A 17,925-nucleotide genomic window follows, 5' to 3' on the forward strand; every position below is an offset into this window, starting at 1 on the left:
GGTTCACTACTGCTCATGGGTGTGCAATCTCCTGTCGTGCCCTCTCAGGTTAAACGTTCACAGAAGGGCGTCTCACCACAGGCTGACAGAGAGGGGGGCGATCCGCTCGACCCGCTCGTTCTCCGGGTCGACCGCCTCGCGCAACCGCACGGCGTCGTCCTCGTCCTGGGCCCCGGAGTGGTCGCCGGCGGGCACGGACAGCCACAGCGCGCACGCCGTGCCGTCCTCGGTCACGTCGATGCAGCCCTCGGCCAGCACGGTGTCGGTGAACGCGGCCATCAGCCTGTGGTGCGTCGTACGCCGGTACTGCTCGCCCGGAAAGACCCAGCTGCTGACCGGATCGTTCTGGAACGCCTCGTCCAGCAGCCGGACGACCAGTTCCCGGTCGCCCCCGCCCGCCTCCCGGATCGCCACGCCCATCTCCCGCCCCTTCGTCTCAACCGGCTTTGATTCCACGGTCGTTGAGCCTATCGAGTGCTGCCGGGCGAGTGATCCGAAGGGGCGCGCCGGAGGCGAACCGAGCCGCCGAAAGCACGTGCGCGGGCCCCACACGCCGTGGGGATGAGCGGGGCCCGCCCCGGCCGGAGCCGCCGGGTGCCGCGCGGGGTCAGGAGCCGCGCGGAACCCGGGTCTCCGGGGTCCGACGGTGGTGCCGGTCAGGTGCTGCGTCGGGTCACGAACTCGGCCAGGGCCAGCAGACCGCCCGCGGCCTCGGGATCGGGGACCGCGCAGGACAGCTCGTGCATCGCCCGGCTCATCCGGTCGGCCGCCTGCGACTGCGCCCAGTCACGGCCGCCCGCCTGCTCGACGGCGAGGACGGTGCGCTCCAGTTCCCCTTCTTCGTACGGCCCCCGGTACAGCTCGGCCAGGTCCGCCGCCGCCTGGGTGCGGGAGGCCAGCGCGGCGACCACGGGCAGCGATTTCTTCCGGGCCATGAGGTCCGCCCCGGCCGGCTTGCCGGTGCGGCCGGGGTCCCCCCAGATCCCGATGACGTCGTCGATGAGCTGGAAGGCGAGCCCGGCTTCGCGGCCGAAGGCGTCCAGCGCCTCGACGTCCTCGTCGTCGGCTCCGGCGTAGAGCGCGCCGAGCGCGCAGGCGCAGCCGAGCAGTGCGCCCGTCTTCGCCTCGGCCATGGCGAGCACCTCGTCGAGGGTGACCTCGTCGGGACCGCGCCGCTCCATGGCCGTGTCCGCGTGCTGACCGGCGCACAGTTCGACGACGCAGGCCGCGAGCCGGGCGGCCGCCGCCCCGGACGCCGGGTGCGGGTCCTCGGCGAGCAGCCGCTGGGCCAGCGCCTGCAGGGCGTCGCCGGCGAGGATGGCGTCGGCGTCGCCGAAGACGGTCCAGGCGGTGGGGCGGTGCCTGCGGGTGGTGTCCCGGTCCATCACGTCGTCGTGCAGCAGCGTGAAGTTGTGGATCAGTTCGACGGCCGCTGCCGCCCCCACGGCGGCGCTCTCGCGGCCGCCGAGCGCGCGGGCCGCGGCCAGGACCAGCGCTGGGCGTATGGCCTTTCCGGCGTTGCCGGACGCCGGGGTGCCGTCCGCGTGCTCCCAGCCGAAGTGGTAGCGCGCGATGCGGCGCATCGAGCCGGGCAGGGAGGCGACAGCCTTGCGCAGCTCCGGGTCGACCGAGGCGCGGGCACGCTCCAGGATCACCTCGGCTTCGTGCCCCTCGGGCGGCCCTGCCACGCCCGGCGGCGGATCGCGCCGGGCCGGGGAGCCGGCCGGGCCGCGCCGTTCGAGAGCCGGGCGCCGCTTCGGCTCCGTCATGAACTCACCCATGGAACCGCCTCGAAGAGTCTGCGGACGGTGACGCTTCCGCTGCCGCTGGGCCGGTACCCCGAGGGTGTACCCGCCCTGGCGGGCGGGAACACGGCGTGCCGTCTGTGGGAAGCCTCACCTCCAGCGGCCGATCTCGACGTTCTCCAGGACGCCCAGCGCGTCGGGTACCAGGACGGCGGCCGAGTAGTAGGCCGTCACCAGATAGCTGATGATCGCCTGCTCGTTGATGCCCATGAAACGGACCGACAGGCTCGGCTCGATCTCCTCGGGGATGCCGGACTGCATCAGGCCGACGACGCCCTGGTCCTCCTCTCCGGTACGCATGGCGATGATCGAGGTCGTGCGGGCGTCGCTGACCGGGATCTTGTTGCACGGGAAGATCGGCACTCCGCGCCAGGTGGGGATGCGGTTGCCGCCGATGTCGATGCTCTCCGGGACGAGCCCGCGCTTGTTGAGCTCACGGCCGAACGCGGCGACCGCGCGCGGATGCGCGAGGAACAGCTTGGTGCCGCGCCGCCGGCTGAGCAGCTCGTCCATGTCGTCGGGGCTCGGCACGCCGTCGTGCGGCTGCAGCCGTTGGTCGTATTCGCAGTTGTGGAGCAGACCGAAGTCGCGGTTGTTGATCAGCTCGTGCTCCTGGCGCTCCTTGAGCGCCTCGACGGTGAGCCGCAGCTGGTGCTCGGTCTGGTTCATCGGCTGGTTGTAGAGGTCGGCCACACGCGTGTGGATGCGCAGGACGGTCTGGGCGATGCTCAGTTCGTACTCGCGGGGCGCGGCCTCATAGTCGACGAAGGTGTGCGGAATGTCCGGCTCGCCGCTGTGGCCCGCGGCGAGGTCGATCTCCTTCTCTCCGTACTTGTTGGTGCGCTGCGCGGGGATCGAGCGCAGCCGCCGGAGGTGGTCACCCAGCGACTCGGCGCGCTCCGCGACCTGTTCGACGTCCCGGCGGGGAAGGGCGAGCACCGTGCAGGCCGTGACCGCGCGGGCCGTGTACTCCCAGATGGCGTCGGGGTCGACCAGCGCCTGTTCGCCGAAGTAGGCGCCGTCGGCGAGGACGCCGACCACCGCGTCGTCGCCGTAGGGGCCCGTGCCGACCTTCTCGACCTTGCCGTGCGCCAGCAGGTACACCTCGTCGGCGGGGCTGCCGAACTCCGCGAGCACGTTTCCGGGCGCGAACCTCCGCTGCTGGCAGCGCTGGGCGAGTTCGCCGAGCACATCCTGGTCGTCGTACGTGCGCAGGGCCGGCAGCTCCCCCAGCTCGGCGGGGATGACCGTGACCTGGTCGCCTGTCTTCACGAACGTCACTCGGCCGTCGCCCACGGAGTAGGTGAGGCGGCGGTTCACCCGGTACGTGCCGCCCTGCACGTTCACCCACGGCAGCATGCGCAGCAGCCACCGTGAGCTGATCTCCTGCATCTGGGGTGCGGACTTGGTGGTGGTGGCCAGGTTCCGTGCGGCCGCGGTGCCCAGACTCTGCTGCGGCCTGTTCTCCTCCGCGCGGACCTCTTCGCCTACCGACATCGATATTGCCCCTCCCGGTCATGCATTGATCTGCGGCGCAAGCGTCTCAGCACGGAGCGTGTCGGTGCCATTACCCAAAAGAGCGGGAATGGATCATCGGCGGCCTGGGCAGACGGGAGCGTTTTGTCGAGGCTTCGCCGTCCGCCCGGGACGGGCTCGGCGGGCGGGAACTCCCTGATCGGGTCGGCTGATCGTCGGACGGTCATCCGCTGACCGGATCGGCTCGCACGCCGTGCGAACGGCTGGTCCGTGTGAGGCGGTCGCCGGTACAAGCAGCGGTACGAGGCGGCCGCGACCGGTGGCCGTCGCGCAGCGCGAAGGAGGTGGCCATGACCCCACCCATGTCCGCGGGCACGTTCCTCGACCGGCTCAGGGCGGAGGGCGTCACCGTCGTCGAGGTCGGCGACTGGGAACATCACAACCGCAACCACAAGGGCCCCTGGGGCCCCGTCCACGGGGTGATGATCCACCACACGGCGACCTCGGGAGGCGAGCGGACCGTGGCCGTCTGCCGCGACGGCGACACGGAGCTGCCGGGACCTCTGTGCCACGGCGTGATCACCAAGGACGGCGTGGTGCACCTGGTGGGGTGCGGCCGTGCCAACCACGCGGGGCTGGGCGACGACGACGTGCTGCGCGCGGTCGTCGCCGAGAAGGCACTGCCTCCGGTGAACGAGGCGAACACCGACGGCAACCGTCACTTCTACGGCTTCGAGTGCGAGAACCTCGGCGACGGCGAGGACCCCTGGCCCACGGCGCAACTCGGCGCGATCGAGAAGGTGGGCGCGGCGATCTGCCGCCATCACGGCTGGACCGAACGCTCGGTGATCGGCCACCTGGAGTGGCAGCCCGGCAAGGTCGACCCGAAGGGCTTCTCGATGGCCTGGCTGCGGGAGCGGATCCGCGACCGCCTGAAGTGACCCGCTTGAAGTGAGCCACTTGAAGTGAGCCACTTGAAGTGACCCGCTTGAAGTGAGCCGCCTGAAGTGCCTGCGGCCGACGCCCGCCGCGCGGCCTGCTGCGAGTGTCGGACCATGACGCGGCCTGCTGCGGGTGTCCGACAATGACGGAGTGACCAGCCCCCAAGTGCCGCACCCCGAAGCGCGCGAGCCGGCCGTGCTTCACCCGCGCCTGCCGTCGCCGTTGCAGGAGGCCGTGGACGAGCGCTTCGCGCGGCACGGCGTCCGGCTGCTGCTCAAGCGCGACGACCTGATCCACCCGGACCTGGTCGGCAACAAATGGCGCAAGCTCGCCCCGAACCTGCCGGCCGCGGCCGGCCGTCCCCTGCTCACCTTCGGCGGCGCCTACTCCAACCATCTGCGGGCCACGGCCGCCGCGGGCCGGCTGCTGGGGCTGGACACGATCGGGGTGGTCCGCGGCCAGGAGCTGGCCGCCCGCCCGCTCAACCCCTCCCTTGCGCGGTGCGCGGCCGACGGCATGCGGCTGCACTTCGTCGACAGGTCGACCTACCGCCACAAGTCCGCGCCGGAGACCCTGGCCGCCATCCTGCGCACGGCAGGCGCCGAGGAGGCGTATGTGGTGCCGGAGGGCGGCAGCAACTCTCTCGCCGTCCGGGGCTGCCGGGCGCTGGGCGAGGAACTGCGCGACCGTGCGGACGTGGTCGCCGTCGCCTGCGGCACGGGCGGCACACTGGCGGGCCTGGCCGCGGGCCTGGCGCCCGGTCAGCGGGCCCTGGGGATACCTGTCCTGAAGGGCGACTTCCTGGCCGCCGACACGGCCGCCTTGCAGACCCGGGCCTTCGGCGCCCGGCGCGGCACCTGGTCCCTGGACACCCGCTTCCACTTCGGCGGTTACGCCCGCATACCCGACGACCTCGAGGCCTTCGCGGACGACTTCGAGTCCCGCCACGGCTTCCCGGTGGAACGTCTCTATGTCGCCAAGCTGCTGTACGGACTTGTCGCCCTGGCCGAGGAGGGTGCGTTCCCACGGGGGACGACTCTGGCCGCCGTGATCACCGGGAGGCCCCTTTCCCAGGAACCGGCCCCGGTCTCCTAGTGCGCTCCCGGGTCTTCGGGACCGTGGGGCGAACGGGACGGCTCACGTGGTCTCCCGGTAGGCCGCCGCCTCCTCCAGGTCCAGCCGGCGCAGCAACGTGCGGAGCATCTCGTCGTCGATCTAGCGGTGGTTGCGGAGCTTGACGAAGACCTCCCGTTCCGCGCCGATCATCTCGCGGGACAGGCGGCGGTAGGTGTCGTCGTGCGTTTCGCCGGTGACCGCGTTCACCGAGCCCAGCCGTTCCCAGACCGAGTTGCGGCGGCGCTCCAGGACCGTGCGCAGGCGGTCGGCCAGCGGCGGCGGCAGGGCGTTGCGCTCGTCGTCGAGGAGCTCGTCCAGGCGCCGCTCGGCGGCCCGGGAAGCCTGGGCCTGGGCGTTGGCCTCCGCGAGGGTCTCCGCCTGCGCGTCACGCCCCGGCAGCCTCAGCAACCGGATGAGCGGGGGCAGGGTCAGGCCCTGCACCACCAGCGTGCCGATCACCGTGGTGAAGGCCAGGAAGAGGATCAGGTTGCGGTAGGGGAACGGGGCACCGTTGTGCATGGTCTGCGGGATCGAGAAGGCGATCGCGAGCGAGACCACACCGCGCATCCCCGCCCAGCCGATGATGAACGGCCCCTTCCATGTCGGACTCTCCTCGCGCTCCCGGATGCGCTGGGAGATCACGCGGGGTAGGAAGGTCCCCGGATACACCCACACGAACCGCGCCACGACGATCACGAGGAACACAACCACGGCGTACCAGGTCGCGCGCGTGCCCTCGAACTGACCGAGCCCCTTCAGGACGACCGGCAGTTGCAGCCCGATGAGCGCGAACACCGCCGACTCCAGGACGAACGCGACCATTTTCCACACCGCCTCCTCCTGGAGCCGGGTCGCGAAGTCCACCTGCCAGTTGTGGTAGCCGAGGTAAAGGGCGACGACGACCACGGCGAGCACCCCGGACGCGTGGACCCACTCCGCGGCCCCGTAAGCGACGAACGGGATCAGCAGGGAGAGGGTGTTCTGCAGCAGCGCCTCCTTCAGGTGCGTGCGCAGCCAGTGGATCGGCATCATCAGCAGCAGACCGATCGCCACACCGCCGACCGCCGCCAGCAGGAACTCCCGCACCCCGTCCGCCCAGGTCGCGCCCTCGCCGACCGCGGCCGCGAGCGCCACCTTGTACGCGGTGATCGCGGTCGCGTCGTTCACCAGCGACTCGCCCTGCAGGATCGTGGTGATCCGCGACGGCAGGCCCACCCGCCGGGCGACCGCCGTCGCGGCGACCGCGTCCGGCGGTGCGACCACCGCGCCCAGCACCAGCGCGGCGGGGAGCGGCATACCCGGCACCATCATGTACACCGCCCAGCCCACGACGAGCGTCGCGAACAGCACGTACCCGACGGACAGCAGCGCCACGGGCCGCAGCTGGGCCCGCAGGTCCAGGTACGAACTGTCGGTGGCCGCGGTGTACAGCAGCGGGGGCAGCACCAGCGGCAGGACGATGTCGGGGTCGAGGGTGTACTCGGGCACCCCGGGCAGGTACGAGACCGCGAGCCCCGCCGCGACGAGCAGCAGTGGCGCGGGTATCGGGGTGCGGCGCGCCGCACCGGCGACGGCGGCACTGCCGGCTACCAGCATGAGCAATGGCAACACGTTCATCGTCTTCCGCCCGCCCTCGTTCTCCGCACGACTTCCCGCCCTCGATTTCCGCACGGCTTCGCGCGGGCCCGTCGTAACCTGGCAATCATGAAACAGTGCACGCACGCCGGCGCGCTGCCGCACCCCGAGCCCGAGCCCCAGAGCGAGACGTGCCTGGAGTGTCTCTCCGCCGGCACGCACCCGGTGCAGCTGCGGCTATGTCTGGAGTGCGGACACGTGGCCTGCTGCGACTCCTCGCCCCTGCGGCATGCGACGGCGCACCACAGCGACAGCGGCCACCCGGTGATGCGCACCTTCGAACCGGGTGAGAACTGGCGCTGGTGCTTCGTCGATCATGTACTTGTGTGACTTGGGATCCGTGCTCGTGTGACCCTGGATCCGGACGGTTCGGCGGTCTGACGCCTGGGTACGTCAAACCGGCGCACGCTCTTGCCATTCGGTCCCGCAGACCCCTAGCCACTGTGCGTATACATAGGTTTACTATGAGTGACAGCAAGGGGTCGGGGTCCCGAGGGACAGAAAGCTGAGAGCGCGATAGCGTCACCGCTGAACCACGTAGGGCGTTACCCCGGGGGGCGACCCTCGGCCCCGAAAGAGCTTGTACCACCTTGGAGGTGAGGGTGTCCCAGATCGCAGGCGAGCCCGCGACCCAGGACTTCGTGGAAGTCCGGCTGCCGGCCGCGGGTGCCTACCTGTCGGTGCTGCGCACGGCCACGGCCGGTCTCGCGGCTCGTTTGGACTTCACCCTCGACGAGATCGAGGACCTGCGTATCGCGGTCGACGAGGCCTGCGCGATCCTGCTGCAGCAGGCCGTGCCCGGCTCGGTGCTCAGCTGCGTCTTCCGGCTCATCGACGACTCGCTGGAGGTCACCGTCGCGGCCCCCACCACGGACGGTCACGCCCCCTCGCGCGACACCTTCGCCTGGACCGTGCTGTCGGCCCTGGCCGGCAAGGTCTCCTCCGCTGTCGCCGAGGACAAGACCGTGTCCATCAGCCTCTACAAACAGCGCGGCGCGGGACCCGGGCCGGCGTGACGAACGGGGACGGGCCGGTGCGGGACGAAGAGCGCGGCACACGGGATCTTTCCGCCGGGAACGCCGGCGGCCCGAGCGGGTCGCGGCGCATGACCGACGGCGTGGACGGCATCCCCGAACAGGCCCGTCCGCACCCGGAGGACGAGGCTTCGGCGGCCGTGGCACCCACGCAGACGGGACCGGCCGACGCGGGCGAGGTGCTCTCCGTCCGGGCCGACGGACGGCGGGATCCAGGCGGTGCCACGCAGAGCACGTCCTCCGGAGGGCGGCGGTTGACGGGCGGGACGATGAGCGAGCACGAGCGAAACGCTGAGCAGAGTGTGCCGGGCGGCGCACAGCACGACCCACAGGACCGCACCGGAGCGCGGGCCATGTTCGTCGAGCTGCGCAAGCTGACGGAGGGCAGCCCGGAGTACGCGGAGCTGCGCAATCAGCTGGTCCGTATGCACCTGCCGCTCGTCGAGCACCTCGCGCGCCGCTTCCGCAACCGCGGCGAGCCGCTGGACGACCTGACCCAGGTCGCCACGATCGGTCTGATCAAGTCGGTGGACCGCTTCGACCCGGACCGCGGCGTCGAGTTCTCGACGTACGCGACCCCCACGGTCGTCGGCGAGATCAAGCGCCACTTCCGTGACAAGGGCTGGGCGGTACGGGTGCCGCGGCGTCTGCAGGAGCTGCGCCTGGCCCTGACGACAGCCACGGCGGAGCTGTCCCAGCAGCACGGCCGCTCCCCGACCGTCCATGAGCTGGCCGAGAAGCTGGCCATCTCGGAGGAGGAGGTCCTGGAAGGCCTGGAGTCCGCCAACGCGTACTCGACGCTGTCCCTGGACGTCCCGGACACGGATGACGAGTCCCCCGCGGTCGCGGACACGCTCGGCGCGGAGGACGAGGCGCTGGAGGGCGTCGAGTACCGGGAGTCGCTCAAGCCGCTGCTGGAGGACCTCCCGCCGCGAGAGAAGCGGATCCTGCTCCTCCGCTTCTTCGGCAACATGACGCAGTCGCAGATCGCCCAGGAGGTCGGCATCTCCCAGATGCACGTCTCGCGCCTGCTGGCCCGAACGCTGGCCCAGCTGCGGGAGAAGTTGCTGGTCGAGGAGTGACGGAGGGCGACCGGGAGACCGGTCGCCCTCGAGTGCGTACGTCGGCGGCGGGTGCGCCGCCTACTTCTGGTCCTGTACGTCCCCGGGTCCGCGGATGCCCAGCGCCCGCGTCGTCGCCGGGTTCACCAGGAGCACCAGCGCCGCCACCGAGACGACCGCGAGCGCGATGCCGCCCGGGATCGCCATGCTGTCGGCTTGGAGCAGGCTGTAGGCCACGGGCAGAGCCATGATCTGTGTGATGACGGCAGGGCCCCTGCTCCAGCTGCGCCGCAGCAGCAGACCGCGCGCGGCCAGCAGGGGCAGCAGCGCGAGCACGATCAGGGTGAGGCCACCGGTGACGGCCTGGCCACGGTCGTCCGGCGAGCCGGTGAGGGCCAGGACGAGGATCCAGACGCCGCCCGCGACCAGGGCGAGCCCCTCCAGCCCGGCCAGCGCCGCCGTGGCGGTCAGCCGCACAGGACGAGGCTCGGCTTCAGGGGTCTCAGGGGTGGTGTTCTGCTCAGCGCTCACCCCTGAAGGGTAGCCGTCGGCCACACCCCGTCGCCGACCCCGGCGACCACCACTGTGCCCAAGACCACTCCCCTGTCTCTTACCGGATCCCTACCTCGGTCTGGGCCGAGTACCGCCCAGTAGGTACGCTGCAACTCATGCGTGCACTTCTCGTGGTCAATCCGGCAGCCACCACCACAAGCGCACGCACCCGTGACGTCCTGATCCACGCGCTGGCGAGCGAGATGAAGCTCGAGGCGGTCACCACCGAGTACCGGGGGCACGCCCGCGACCTCGGCCGCCAGGCCGCGGAGAGCGAGGACATCGAGCTGGTGGTGGCCCTCGGCGGCGACGGCACGGTCAACGAGGTCGTGAACGGCCTGCTGCACCACGGGCCCGACCCCGAGCGTCTGCCCCGCCTCGCCGTGGTCCCCGGCGGCTCGACCAACGTCTTCGCCCGCGCCCTCGGTCTGCCCAACGATCCCGTGGAGGCCACCGGCGCGATCCTCGACGCCCTGCGCGAGGGAAGCGAGCGCACGGTCGGCCTGGGACTGGCCGAGGGCACCCCGGGCACGGCGGACGAGGCGGTGCCTTGCCGCTGGTTCACGTTCAACGCCGGCCTCGGCTTCGACGCGGGTGTGGTCGGCCGGGTCGAACAGCAGCGGGAACAGGGCAAGCGCTCGACCCATGCGCTGTATCTCCGCCAGATGGTGCGTCAGTTTCTGGACGAACCGCACCGCAGGCACGGAACGATCACCCTGGAGCGGGCCGGCGAGGAGCCGGTCACCGATCTCGTGCTGTCCATAATCTGCAACACGGCACCCTGGACGTTTCTCGGTAATCGTCCGGTGTACGCGTCACCTAAGGCTTCGTTCGATACCGGGCTCGACGTACTCGCTCTCAGCCGTGCGTCCACGGCGTCGGTTGCCCAGTATGCGACCCAGTTGCTCACTTCGTCCCCCGAGCGCGGACCCCGCGGCAAGCACGTGGTGTCGCTGCACGACCTGAGCGGCTTCACCTTGCATTCGAAGGTGCCCCTGCCCCTGCAGATGGACGGTGACCACCTGGGACTGCGTACGAGCGTGACGTTCACAGGCGTACGCCGTGCACTGCGTGTGATTGTGTGAGCAGAAGGGGCCAAAGTCCTTTCACTCGAACGTTTAGGCCAGGATCCACCCCTTGGAAGTACGGCTGTGACCTAGTCGACACCAAGGAATCAAAAAAAACTTTCCGGAAGGGGTTGTATCCGCCGCTGAGGTTTGCGAGTCTCTACGTGGCGCTCGGGACGGCCCGCACCATCGGCCCCCACGGAGAGCCCGAACCCCTCCTCAATCCACAGGACCACGTCAGTGATTCTGACGATCGGCCCTTCACTTGTTGAGGGATTCGTGAAAGCGTTCACATTCACAAGCAATCTGCACGTAATACCACGGAGAGGTAGCAGCCATGGACTGGCGTCACAACGCCGTTTGCCGCGAGGAAGACCCCGAGCTCTTCTTCCCCATCGGCAACACCGGTCCTGCGCTGCTGCAGATCGAGGAAGCCAAGGCCGTCTGCCGTCGCTGCCCGGTTGTCGAGCAGTGCCTGCAGTGGGCGCTCGAGTCCGGTCAGGACTCCGGCGTCTGGGGTGGCCTCAGCGAGGACGAGCGCCGCGCCATGAAGCGCCGCGCCGCCCGCAACCGGGCCCGTCAGGCCTCCGCCTGACACACCCACCCCGTACGAGCCTGAGCTTGGCGGCGCGTACAGCGAGTACGCATCTCCCGCTCCCGAGCCGCAGCGCGCAGTACCCCGGTGCGCCTAGCACAACAGCTGGCAACGAGCTTTAGCCCCGGACCACTTGTGGTCCGGGGCTCATTGCTGCGTGGGGCCGCCCCCGTACGGCGGTGTCCGGTTTGTGCGGTGGTGTCACTTGTGCGCCCGCACCGGAATGTCCAGGATGACCCGCGTACCGCGCTCGGAGGCCGGGACCATGTCGAAGGTGCCGCCCAACTCGCCCTCCACCAGCGTCCGTACGATCTGCAGGCCGAGGTTGCCCCCCGTGTGCGGGTCGAAGCCTTCGGGCAGGCCGACCCCGTCGTCCTGGACGGTGACCAGCAGGCGGGCCTCTTTCGTCGTGCCGCCACGGACCGCCGAGACCTCGACCGTGCCGGTGTCGCCCTGCCGGAAACCGTGTTCGAGGGCGTTCTGCAGGATCTCGGTCAGCACCATGGAGAGCGGGGTCGCGACCTCGGCGTCCAGGATCCCGAAGCGGCCGCTGCGCCGGCCGGTGACCGCGCCGGGCGAGATCTCGGCGACCATCGCCAGCACCCGGTCGGCGATCTCGTCGAACTCCACGCACTCGTCCAGGTTTTGGGACAGCGTCTCATGCACGATCGCGATCGAGCCCACGCGCCGGACAGCCTCTTCGAGCGCCTCCCGTCCCCGCTCGGACTCGATGCGGCGGGCCTGGAGGCGGAGCAGGGCGGCGACCGTCTGGAGGTTGTTCTTCACCCGGTGGTGGATCTCCCGGATGGTCGCGTCCTTGGTGATCAACTCCCGCTCGCGGCGGCGCAGTTCGGTCACGTCCCGGAGCAGGACGAGCGAACCGACGCGCGTGCCCTTGGGCTTGAGGGGGATCGCTCGGAACTGGATCACCCCGTCGTTCGCCTCGATCTCGAACTCGCGCGGCGCCCAGCCGCTGGCGACCTTGACGAGCGCCTCGTCCACCGGGCCCCGGGTCGGGGCGAGTTCGGCGGTGGTCTTGCCGAGGTGATGGCCGACGAGATCGGACGCGAGCCCCAGCCGGTGGTACGCCGACAGCGCGTTCGGTGACGCGTACTGGACGACGCCGTCCGCGTCCAGCCTGATCAGCCCGTCGCCGACGCGCGGCGACGCGTCCATGTCGACCTGCTGGTCGGGGAACGGGAAGGCGCCCGCAGCGATCATCTGAGCCAGGTCGGAGGCGCTCTGGAGGTACGTCAGCTCGAGGCGGCTCGGCGTGCGCACCGTCAGCAGGTTGGTATTGCGCGCGATGACGCCGAGGACGCGGCCCTCGCGTCGTACGGGAATGGACTCGACCCTGACCGGGACCTCCTCGCGCCACTCGGGGTCGCCCTCCCGGACGATCCGGCCCTCGTCCAGGGCCGCGTCCAGCAGGGGGCGGCGGCCGCGCGGGACGAGATGGCCGATCATGTCGTCCTGGTAGGAGGTGGGGCCGGTGTTGGGACGCATCTGGGCCACCGAGACATACCGCGCGCCGTCGCGCGTGGGCACCCACAGGACCAGGTCCGCGAAGGAGAGGTCGGAGAGCAGCTGCCACTCCGACACCAGCAGGTGCAGCCACTCCAGGTCGGAGTCACTGAGGGCGGTGTGCTGGCGGACCAGTTCGTTCATGGAGGGCACGTCAGCGAGGGTACCTGGGGGCTGCGACATCGATCGAAATCGGCCAGGCGGGGACCGCTCCGGCAGGCCCGCAGACACCCGCGGGCCGCGGCGCCTGGGAGGGACCCTCAACCCTCCCGGCACCGCAGCCCGGAGCAGCAACGGCCGTGGGGTGTGCGGTCCCGGTCGGCCGAAGGTCGAGGAGCCGGAGCAGTCAGGGCAGAGAGCGCCGGATCCTCGATCCGCCTTCCTGTGCGGGGAAGACGGAGGCTGGAATTTACTTACTTTACCTATTGATGCTTGGCTCTGTGGACTAGACCACGTCCGTGACCCATGTTCCTGCGTCCGGGCGCCTGTGTCCATGCGTTGGGGGATGTTTGTTGTTGTCTCTTTATCGGACATCCCCGACGGCTCACCCGCAGCGTAGCCGTCTTCGGCTCCTGTGCGGGGCCGGATCGCCCACCCGGCCGCTTCCGTCTTCGTCAGTGCGTCTCCGTCACCTTGGCCAGCGCGCGGGGGGCGTCCGGGTCCTGACCGCGGGCGATGGTGACCTCGTACGCCAGGAGCTGGAGCGGGATGATCTCCAGGATCGGCTGGACCTCCTCGGCCACGCCCTCGGTGGGCAGGACGAAACCGGCCGAGGCCCGTTCGACCTGGTTCTTGGGTCCGATGACGACGAGGTCGGCGCCCCGACCGCGCAGCCGGTCGAGCACGGGCTGGAGCGCGGCACCGCCCTTGCCGTCCGTCACGACCGCGATGACCGGCGAGACGTTGTCGACCATGGCGAGCGGGCCGTGCAGAAGGTCGGCGCCGGAGTAGGACAGGGCGGGGATGTAGCTGGTCTCCATCAACTTCAGGGCGGCTTCCTTGGCGGTCGGATAGCCGTAACCGCGCGAGGTGATGACCATCCGCTCGGCGAAGCGGTAGCGGGAGGCGAGGGTGCGGACCTCGTCCTGGCGGGCGAGCAGCTGCTCGGCCAGGTCGGGCAGCACCTTCGCGGGGGCGCCGTCGCCGCCGCGCAGTCCCTCGACGAAGAGATAGAGGGCGAGAAGGGAGGCGGTGTAGGTCTTGGTCGCCGGGAGTGCCTTCTCCGGTCCGGCCATGATGTCGATGTGGTACTCGGAGACGGCGGCCAGCGGCGAGTCCGGGTTGTTGGTCACGGCGAGCGTGAGAGCGCCTGCCTCGCGGGCGGCCTGCGTGGAGGCGACCAGGTCCGGGGAGCCGCCGGACTGGCTGACGGTGATGACGAGGACGTCGGTGAGGTCGGGACGGGCTCCGTACGCCGTGGTCGTCGACATCGAGGTGAGACCGCAGGGCAGGCCGAGGCGGATCTCCAGCAGGTACTTGGCGTAGAGCGCGGCGTTGTCGGAGGTGCCGCGGGCGGTGAGCAGCACGAACCGGGGCTTGCGGGCGGCGACCTCCCGGGCCGCCTCCCGGATCCGCGGTGCTCCGGCGTCCAGGATCCGGCGCAGCACGGCGGGCTGCTCGGCCATTTCCCTGGCCATGATCCGTCCGGGCAGATCGTCGGTGTGGGGGTCCGAGGTGGGAGCGGTCATGAGGCCTCCTTGGATGGCTCACCGGTACGGCACGGCGCCGGCTGACTCCATTCCACTCCCCCGTCCCCGGATCCGCGCATCTGGGGGGCGACCTGGGCATGACGGGCACGGGAACCCCGACCTCGGGAGCCTTCCAGGGAGCCGTTTCTGCTAGATTGGTCTATACCACATCTGTTTTCCCCTTCGGTTCCCGGCGAGCCCTCTTCAGATCGGCAGGCCCAGCGTGGAAGTTGTCATCGTTCCGGACGCCAAGGCGGGTGGCGAACTCATCGCCGAGGCCATGGCGCAGTTGCTCGGGCGCAAGCCCGACGCCCTGCTCGGGGTGGCCACCGGGTCGACACCGCTGCCCGTTTACGAGGCACTGGCGGCCAGGGTGCGCTCCGGGGCCGTGGACCCCTCCCGGGCGCGAATCGCTCAGCTCGACGAATATGTGGGGCTGCCGGCCGAGCATCCGGAGTCGTACCGTTCGGTGCTCCGGCGTGAGGTGCTGGAGCCGCTCGGCATCGGCATGGACGCCTTCATGGGCCCGGACGGCACCGCCGAGGACGTGCAGGCGGCCTGCGAGGCGTACGACAGGGCGCTGGCGACGGCCGGCGGCGTGGACCTCCAGTTGCTCGGCATCGGGACCGACGGGCACATCGGGTTCAACGAGCCGTGCTCCTCGCTCGCCTCGCGCACCCGGATCAAGACGCTGACCGAGCAGACCCGGATCGACAACGCGCGCTTCTTCGACGGCGACATCGACCAGGTGCCCCATCACGTGATCACCCAGGGCATAGGCACCATCCTCGATGCACGGCACCTCGTGCTCCTCGCCACCGGCGAGGGCAAGGCGGACGCGGTCGCCGCGACCGTCGAGGGCCCGGTCGCCGCGGTCTGCCCGGCGTCCGCGCTCCAGCTGCACCCCCACGCGACGGTCGTCGTGGACGAGGCCGCCGCGTCCAAGCTGAAGCTGGCCGACTACTTCCGCCACACCTACGCCAACAAGCCCTCCTGGCAGGGCATCTAGGACCTACCCCCCTCACGCGAAGGCGCCGTCCGCCCCCGGGGGCGGACGGCGCCTTCGGTGTACCGGCTACCCGCCCGCGACGACCTCCGCCGCCGCCCGCCCGCACACCCGCGCCGCCCCGTGCGTGGCGATGTGCAGGGCACCGCGGGGAGTGGCCTGGGGGACGCCCATCTCGACCACGATCGTGTCGGGACGTTCCGCGAGGAGGGTGTCGAGGGCCCTGGCCATCCAGGGGTGGCGGTGCTCGTCACGGACCACCGCCACGATCCGTCGGGCCCCGGCGGCCTCCAGCGCCGCCCGTCCGGCCTCCTCCCCCGCGAAGCTTCCCGTCTCGGTGCCCGGAAGCAGGTGGAAGAGTTCCGCCGCCACACCCCAGGGGGTCTCGTCACCCACCGCGATATTGGCCACGGGGGTGAGGGCGGCGACGTAGGGCGGCTCGGTGAGCGCGGTGAAGCCCTCCGCGCCCGTGACCGTCAGGGCGCGCCGGGCCGCGAGCAGACCGATGTCGGCACCGGTGGCCTGCTGCTCGGCCGCAGCCCCCGCTCCCGCCGACGCCGTCCACCCCGCCAGCGCCCGCACGCGTTCCGCCGCCTCGGCGAGCCGCTCCTCGGCCAGTTCGCCCGAGCGGACGGCCGTGACCAGGGCGTCCCGCAGGCGTCGTACCGTCTCGTCGTCCGCGAGGCCGCCGCCCACGCAGATGGCGTCCGCCCCTGCCGCGATGGCGAGAACGCTGCCGCGCTCGATGCCGTACGTCCCGGCGATCGCCTGCATCTCCATGCCGTCGGTGACGATCAGCCCGTCGTAACCGAGTTCGCCGCGCAGCAGATCGGTCAGGATGCGTCGGGACAACGTTGCCGGACGGTCCGGGTCCAGGGCCGCCACCAGGATGTGTGCGCTCATCACCGCGCGGGTCCCGGCGGCGATCGCCGCGCGGAACGGCGCGAGTTCGCGCTCCTGGAGCACCGCCGCCTGCGCGTCGATACGGGGCAGCGCGTGGTGGGAGTCGACCGACGTGTCGCCGTGCCCGGGGAAGTGCTTGGTGCAGGCCGCGACGCCGGCCGACTGGAGGCCGGTGACGTACGCGGCGGTGTGCCGGGCCACCAGCTCGGTGTCGGACCCGAAGGACCGGACGCCGATCACCGGGTTCGCGGGGTTGGAGTTCACGTCGGCGGAGGGTGCCCAATTGAGGTTCACCCCGCACTGCGCGAGCCGGCGACCGAGTTCGTACGCCACCCGACGGGTCACGTCCACGTCGTCCACCGCGCCCAGGGCGTGATTGCCCGGGAAGGAGGAACCCGTGCGCACCTCAAGGCGCGTGACATCACCCCCCTCCTCGTCGATGGCGACCAGGACGTCGCCACGTTCGGCGCGCAACTGGGCCGTCAGGGCGGCGAGTTGCTCCGGTGAGGCGACGTTCCGGCCGAACAGGCCCACGGAGGCCAAGCCCTCGCCGAGGCGGCGCAGCAGCCATTCGGGGGCGGTGGTTCCGGTGAAGCCGGGCTGGAGGACCGTCAGCGCGTCTCGCGTCAGGGTGTCGGTACCGCTGGCGAATGTCGTCATCGGGTGGCGTTATCCCTTCACGGCGCCCGCGGTGAGGCCCGCGGCCATCTTGCGCTGGACGAGGAGGAAGAGAATGACGATCGGCACCGCCATCATCGTGGAACCGGCCATCATCGGGGCGTACTCGGTGCCGTGCTTGGTGGTGAAGTTGCCGAGCCAGACGGTCGCGGTCTGGTTCTCCTGGCTCATCAGCATCAGCGCGTACAGGTACTCGTTCCACGCCTGGATGAAGCCGTAGACCGAGGTGGCGACCAGGCCGGGGGCGAGCAGCGGGAAGACCACGCGCAGGAAGGCACCGGTGCGGGAGCAGCCGTCGACCATCGCCGCCTCCTCCAGCTCGCGCGGGATGTTGACGACGAAGCCGCGCAGCGTCCACACCGTGAACGGGAGGATGAAGGTCAGGTAGGTGATGATCAGGCCGGTCAGCTTGTCGTACTGACCGAGGTCGTTGAGGAGAAGGAAGACCGGGATGATCATGGAGACCAGCGGGACCATCTGGACCGCCAGGATGCCCACGATCACGATCTTCCGGCCGCGGAAGGCGAAGCGGGAGATGGCGAGCGCGGCCAGCAGCCCGACGCCGATGCCGATCGCGACCACCGACAGCGACACGATCAGGCTGCGGCCGACCGGTCCCCAGAAGTCGGCGATGTCCAGCGCCCGGCGGAAGTTGTCGAGCGTGATGCCGGTGGGCAGCAGGCTCGGGTCCGGGTCGATGGCGTCCTTGGCCGGCTTGAAGGCCGTGTCGACCATCCAGTAGACGGGGAAGCCGACGGTGAGGAAGACGAGGAGCCCGAGGAGGTTCCAGCCGAGCCGGGACTTTCTACGGCGCCGCCCCCCGGTGGCCATGGCACTCATGCC

At 70.6% G+C, this 17,925-nt stretch carries 15 protein-coding genes and 2 pseudogenes; 8 read left to right on the plus strand and 9 right to left on the minus strand.

Going from position 1 to position 17,925, the window contains the following annotated elements:
* Nucleotides 1-87: 87 nt before the first annotated feature.
* From ACZ3TS_RS03365 to ACZ3TS_RS03375, 3 genes and pseudogenes are all read right to left on the minus strand, one after another.
* A pseudogene (locus ACZ3TS_RS03365) lies at nucleotides 88-420 on the minus strand (GNAT family N-acetyltransferase); the annotation flags it as partial.
* 236 nt (nucleotides 421-656) lie between these two features.
* Entirely contained in the window at nucleotides 657-1,781 is a 1,125-nt protein-coding gene (locus ACZ3TS_RS03370) for a family 2 encapsulin nanocompartment cargo protein polyprenyl transferase (protein ID WP_467613382.1), read from the minus strand.
* Between the two features lie 114 nt (nucleotides 1,782-1,895).
* The gene (locus tag ACZ3TS_RS03375) at nucleotides 1,896-3,302 is read right to left on the minus strand and encodes a family 2B encapsulin nanocompartment shell protein (protein WP_467613384.1); all 1,407 of its coding nucleotides are present in this window, start codon (nucleotides 3,300-3,302) and stop codon (nucleotides 1,896-1,898) included.
* Nucleotides 3,303-3,631: 329 nt separating this feature from the next.
* Here ACZ3TS_RS03375 and ACZ3TS_RS03380 point away from each other — a divergent pair, with 329 nt between their 5' ends.
* Nucleotides 3,632-4,222 (plus strand): N-acetylmuramoyl-L-alanine amidase, encoded by a 591-nt coding sequence (locus ACZ3TS_RS03380; protein ID WP_467613385.1) that lies wholly within the window; start codon nucleotides 3,632-3,634, stop codon nucleotides 4,220-4,222.
* Between the two features lie 151 nt (nucleotides 4,223-4,373).
* Nucleotides 4,374-5,318, plus strand: coding sequence for a 1-aminocyclopropane-1-carboxylate deaminase/D-cysteine desulfhydrase (locus ACZ3TS_RS03385; protein WP_467613387.1), 945 nt, complete (start codon nucleotides 4,374-4,376; stop codon nucleotides 5,316-5,318).
* 42 nt (nucleotides 5,319-5,360) lie between these two features.
* On the opposite strand, the pseudogene ACZ3TS_RS03390 reads toward ACZ3TS_RS03385, so the two are convergent.
* A pseudogene (locus ACZ3TS_RS03390) lies at nucleotides 5,361-6,956 on the minus strand (Na+/H+ antiporter).
* An 87-nt stretch (nucleotides 6,957-7,043) separates the two neighbouring features.
* On the opposite strand from ACZ3TS_RS03390, the gene ACZ3TS_RS03395 reads away from it, so the two are divergent.
* The 3 genes from ACZ3TS_RS03395 (at nucleotide 7,044) to ACZ3TS_RS03405 (ending at nucleotide 9,090) form a co-directional block, all read left to right on the plus strand.
* Nucleotides 7,044-7,304, plus strand: a complete 261-nt coding sequence (locus ACZ3TS_RS03395; RefSeq protein ID WP_467613388.1) for a UBP-type zinc finger domain-containing protein — start codon at nucleotides 7,044-7,046, stop codon at nucleotides 7,302-7,304.
* A 272-nt stretch (nucleotides 7,305-7,576) separates the two neighbouring features.
* Entirely contained in the window at nucleotides 7,577-7,990 is a 414-nt protein-coding gene (locus ACZ3TS_RS03400) for an ATP-binding protein (protein ID WP_467613389.1), read from the plus strand.
* Nucleotides 7,987-9,090 (plus strand): RNA polymerase sigma factor SigF, encoded by a 1,104-nt coding sequence (locus ACZ3TS_RS03405; RefSeq protein WP_467613390.1) that lies wholly within the window; start codon nucleotides 7,987-7,989, stop codon nucleotides 9,088-9,090. The genes ACZ3TS_RS03400 and ACZ3TS_RS03405 overlap by 4 nt, the downstream gene beginning before the upstream one ends.
* A gap of 60 nt (nucleotides 9,091-9,150) precedes the next feature.
* Here ACZ3TS_RS03405 and ACZ3TS_RS03410 read toward each other — a convergent pair whose 3' ends face one another.
* Nucleotides 9,151-9,600, minus strand: coding sequence for a hypothetical protein (locus tag ACZ3TS_RS03410; RefSeq protein WP_467613391.1), 450 nt, complete (start codon nucleotides 9,598-9,600; stop codon nucleotides 9,151-9,153).
* A 137-nt stretch (nucleotides 9,601-9,737) separates the two neighbouring features.
* On the opposite strand from ACZ3TS_RS03410, the gene ACZ3TS_RS03415 reads away from it, so the two are divergent.
* The gene (locus tag ACZ3TS_RS03415) at nucleotides 9,738-10,706 is read left to right on the plus strand and encodes a diacylglycerol/lipid kinase family protein (protein ID WP_467613392.1); all 969 of its coding nucleotides are present in this window, start codon (nucleotides 9,738-9,740) and stop codon (nucleotides 10,704-10,706) included.
* Nucleotides 10,707-11,025: 319 nt separating this feature from the next.
* On the plus strand, nucleotides 11,026-11,283 hold the full coding sequence (locus tag ACZ3TS_RS03420) for a WhiB family transcriptional regulator (RefSeq protein ID WP_040248489.1): 258 nt from the start codon (nucleotides 11,026-11,028) through the stop codon (nucleotides 11,281-11,283).
* 201 nt (nucleotides 11,284-11,484) lie between these two features.
* Here ACZ3TS_RS03420 and ACZ3TS_RS03425 read toward each other — a convergent pair whose 3' ends face one another.
* Both ACZ3TS_RS03425 and ACZ3TS_RS03430 read right to left on the minus strand, forming a co-directional pair.
* Nucleotides 11,485-12,951, minus strand: coding sequence for a sensor histidine kinase (locus ACZ3TS_RS03425; protein WP_467613644.1), 1,467 nt, complete (start codon nucleotides 12,949-12,951; stop codon nucleotides 11,485-11,487).
* Nucleotides 12,952-13,421: 470 nt separating this feature from the next.
* The gene (locus ACZ3TS_RS03430) at nucleotides 13,422-14,495 is read right to left on the minus strand and encodes an SIS domain-containing protein (protein WP_467613393.1); all 1,074 of its coding nucleotides are present in this window, start codon (nucleotides 14,493-14,495) and stop codon (nucleotides 13,422-13,424) included.
* Between the two features lie 223 nt (nucleotides 14,496-14,718).
* On the opposite strand from ACZ3TS_RS03430, the gene nagB reads away from it, so the two are divergent.
* Nucleotides 14,719-15,504 (plus strand): glucosamine-6-phosphate deaminase, encoded by a 786-nt coding sequence (gene nagB, locus ACZ3TS_RS03435; RefSeq protein ID WP_467613394.1) that lies wholly within the window; start codon nucleotides 14,719-14,721, stop codon nucleotides 15,502-15,504.
* Between the two features lie 66 nt (nucleotides 15,505-15,570).
* Here nagB and ACZ3TS_RS03440 read toward each other — a convergent pair whose 3' ends face one another.
* Together ACZ3TS_RS03440 and ACZ3TS_RS03445 are read right to left on the minus strand one after the other, a co-directional pair.
* On the minus strand, nucleotides 15,571-17,064 hold the full coding sequence (locus tag ACZ3TS_RS03440) for a glycoside hydrolase family 3 protein (protein ID WP_467613395.1): 1,494 nt from the start codon (nucleotides 17,062-17,064) through the stop codon (nucleotides 15,571-15,573).
* Between the two features lie 9 nt (nucleotides 17,065-17,073).
* Nucleotides 17,074-17,922, minus strand: coding sequence for a carbohydrate ABC transporter permease (locus tag ACZ3TS_RS03445; RefSeq protein WP_467613396.1), 849 nt, complete (start codon nucleotides 17,920-17,922; stop codon nucleotides 17,074-17,076).
* Nucleotides 17,923-17,925 lie beyond the last annotated feature (3 nt).

The organism is Streptomyces sp. NPDC022910, from assembly GCF_055561075.1.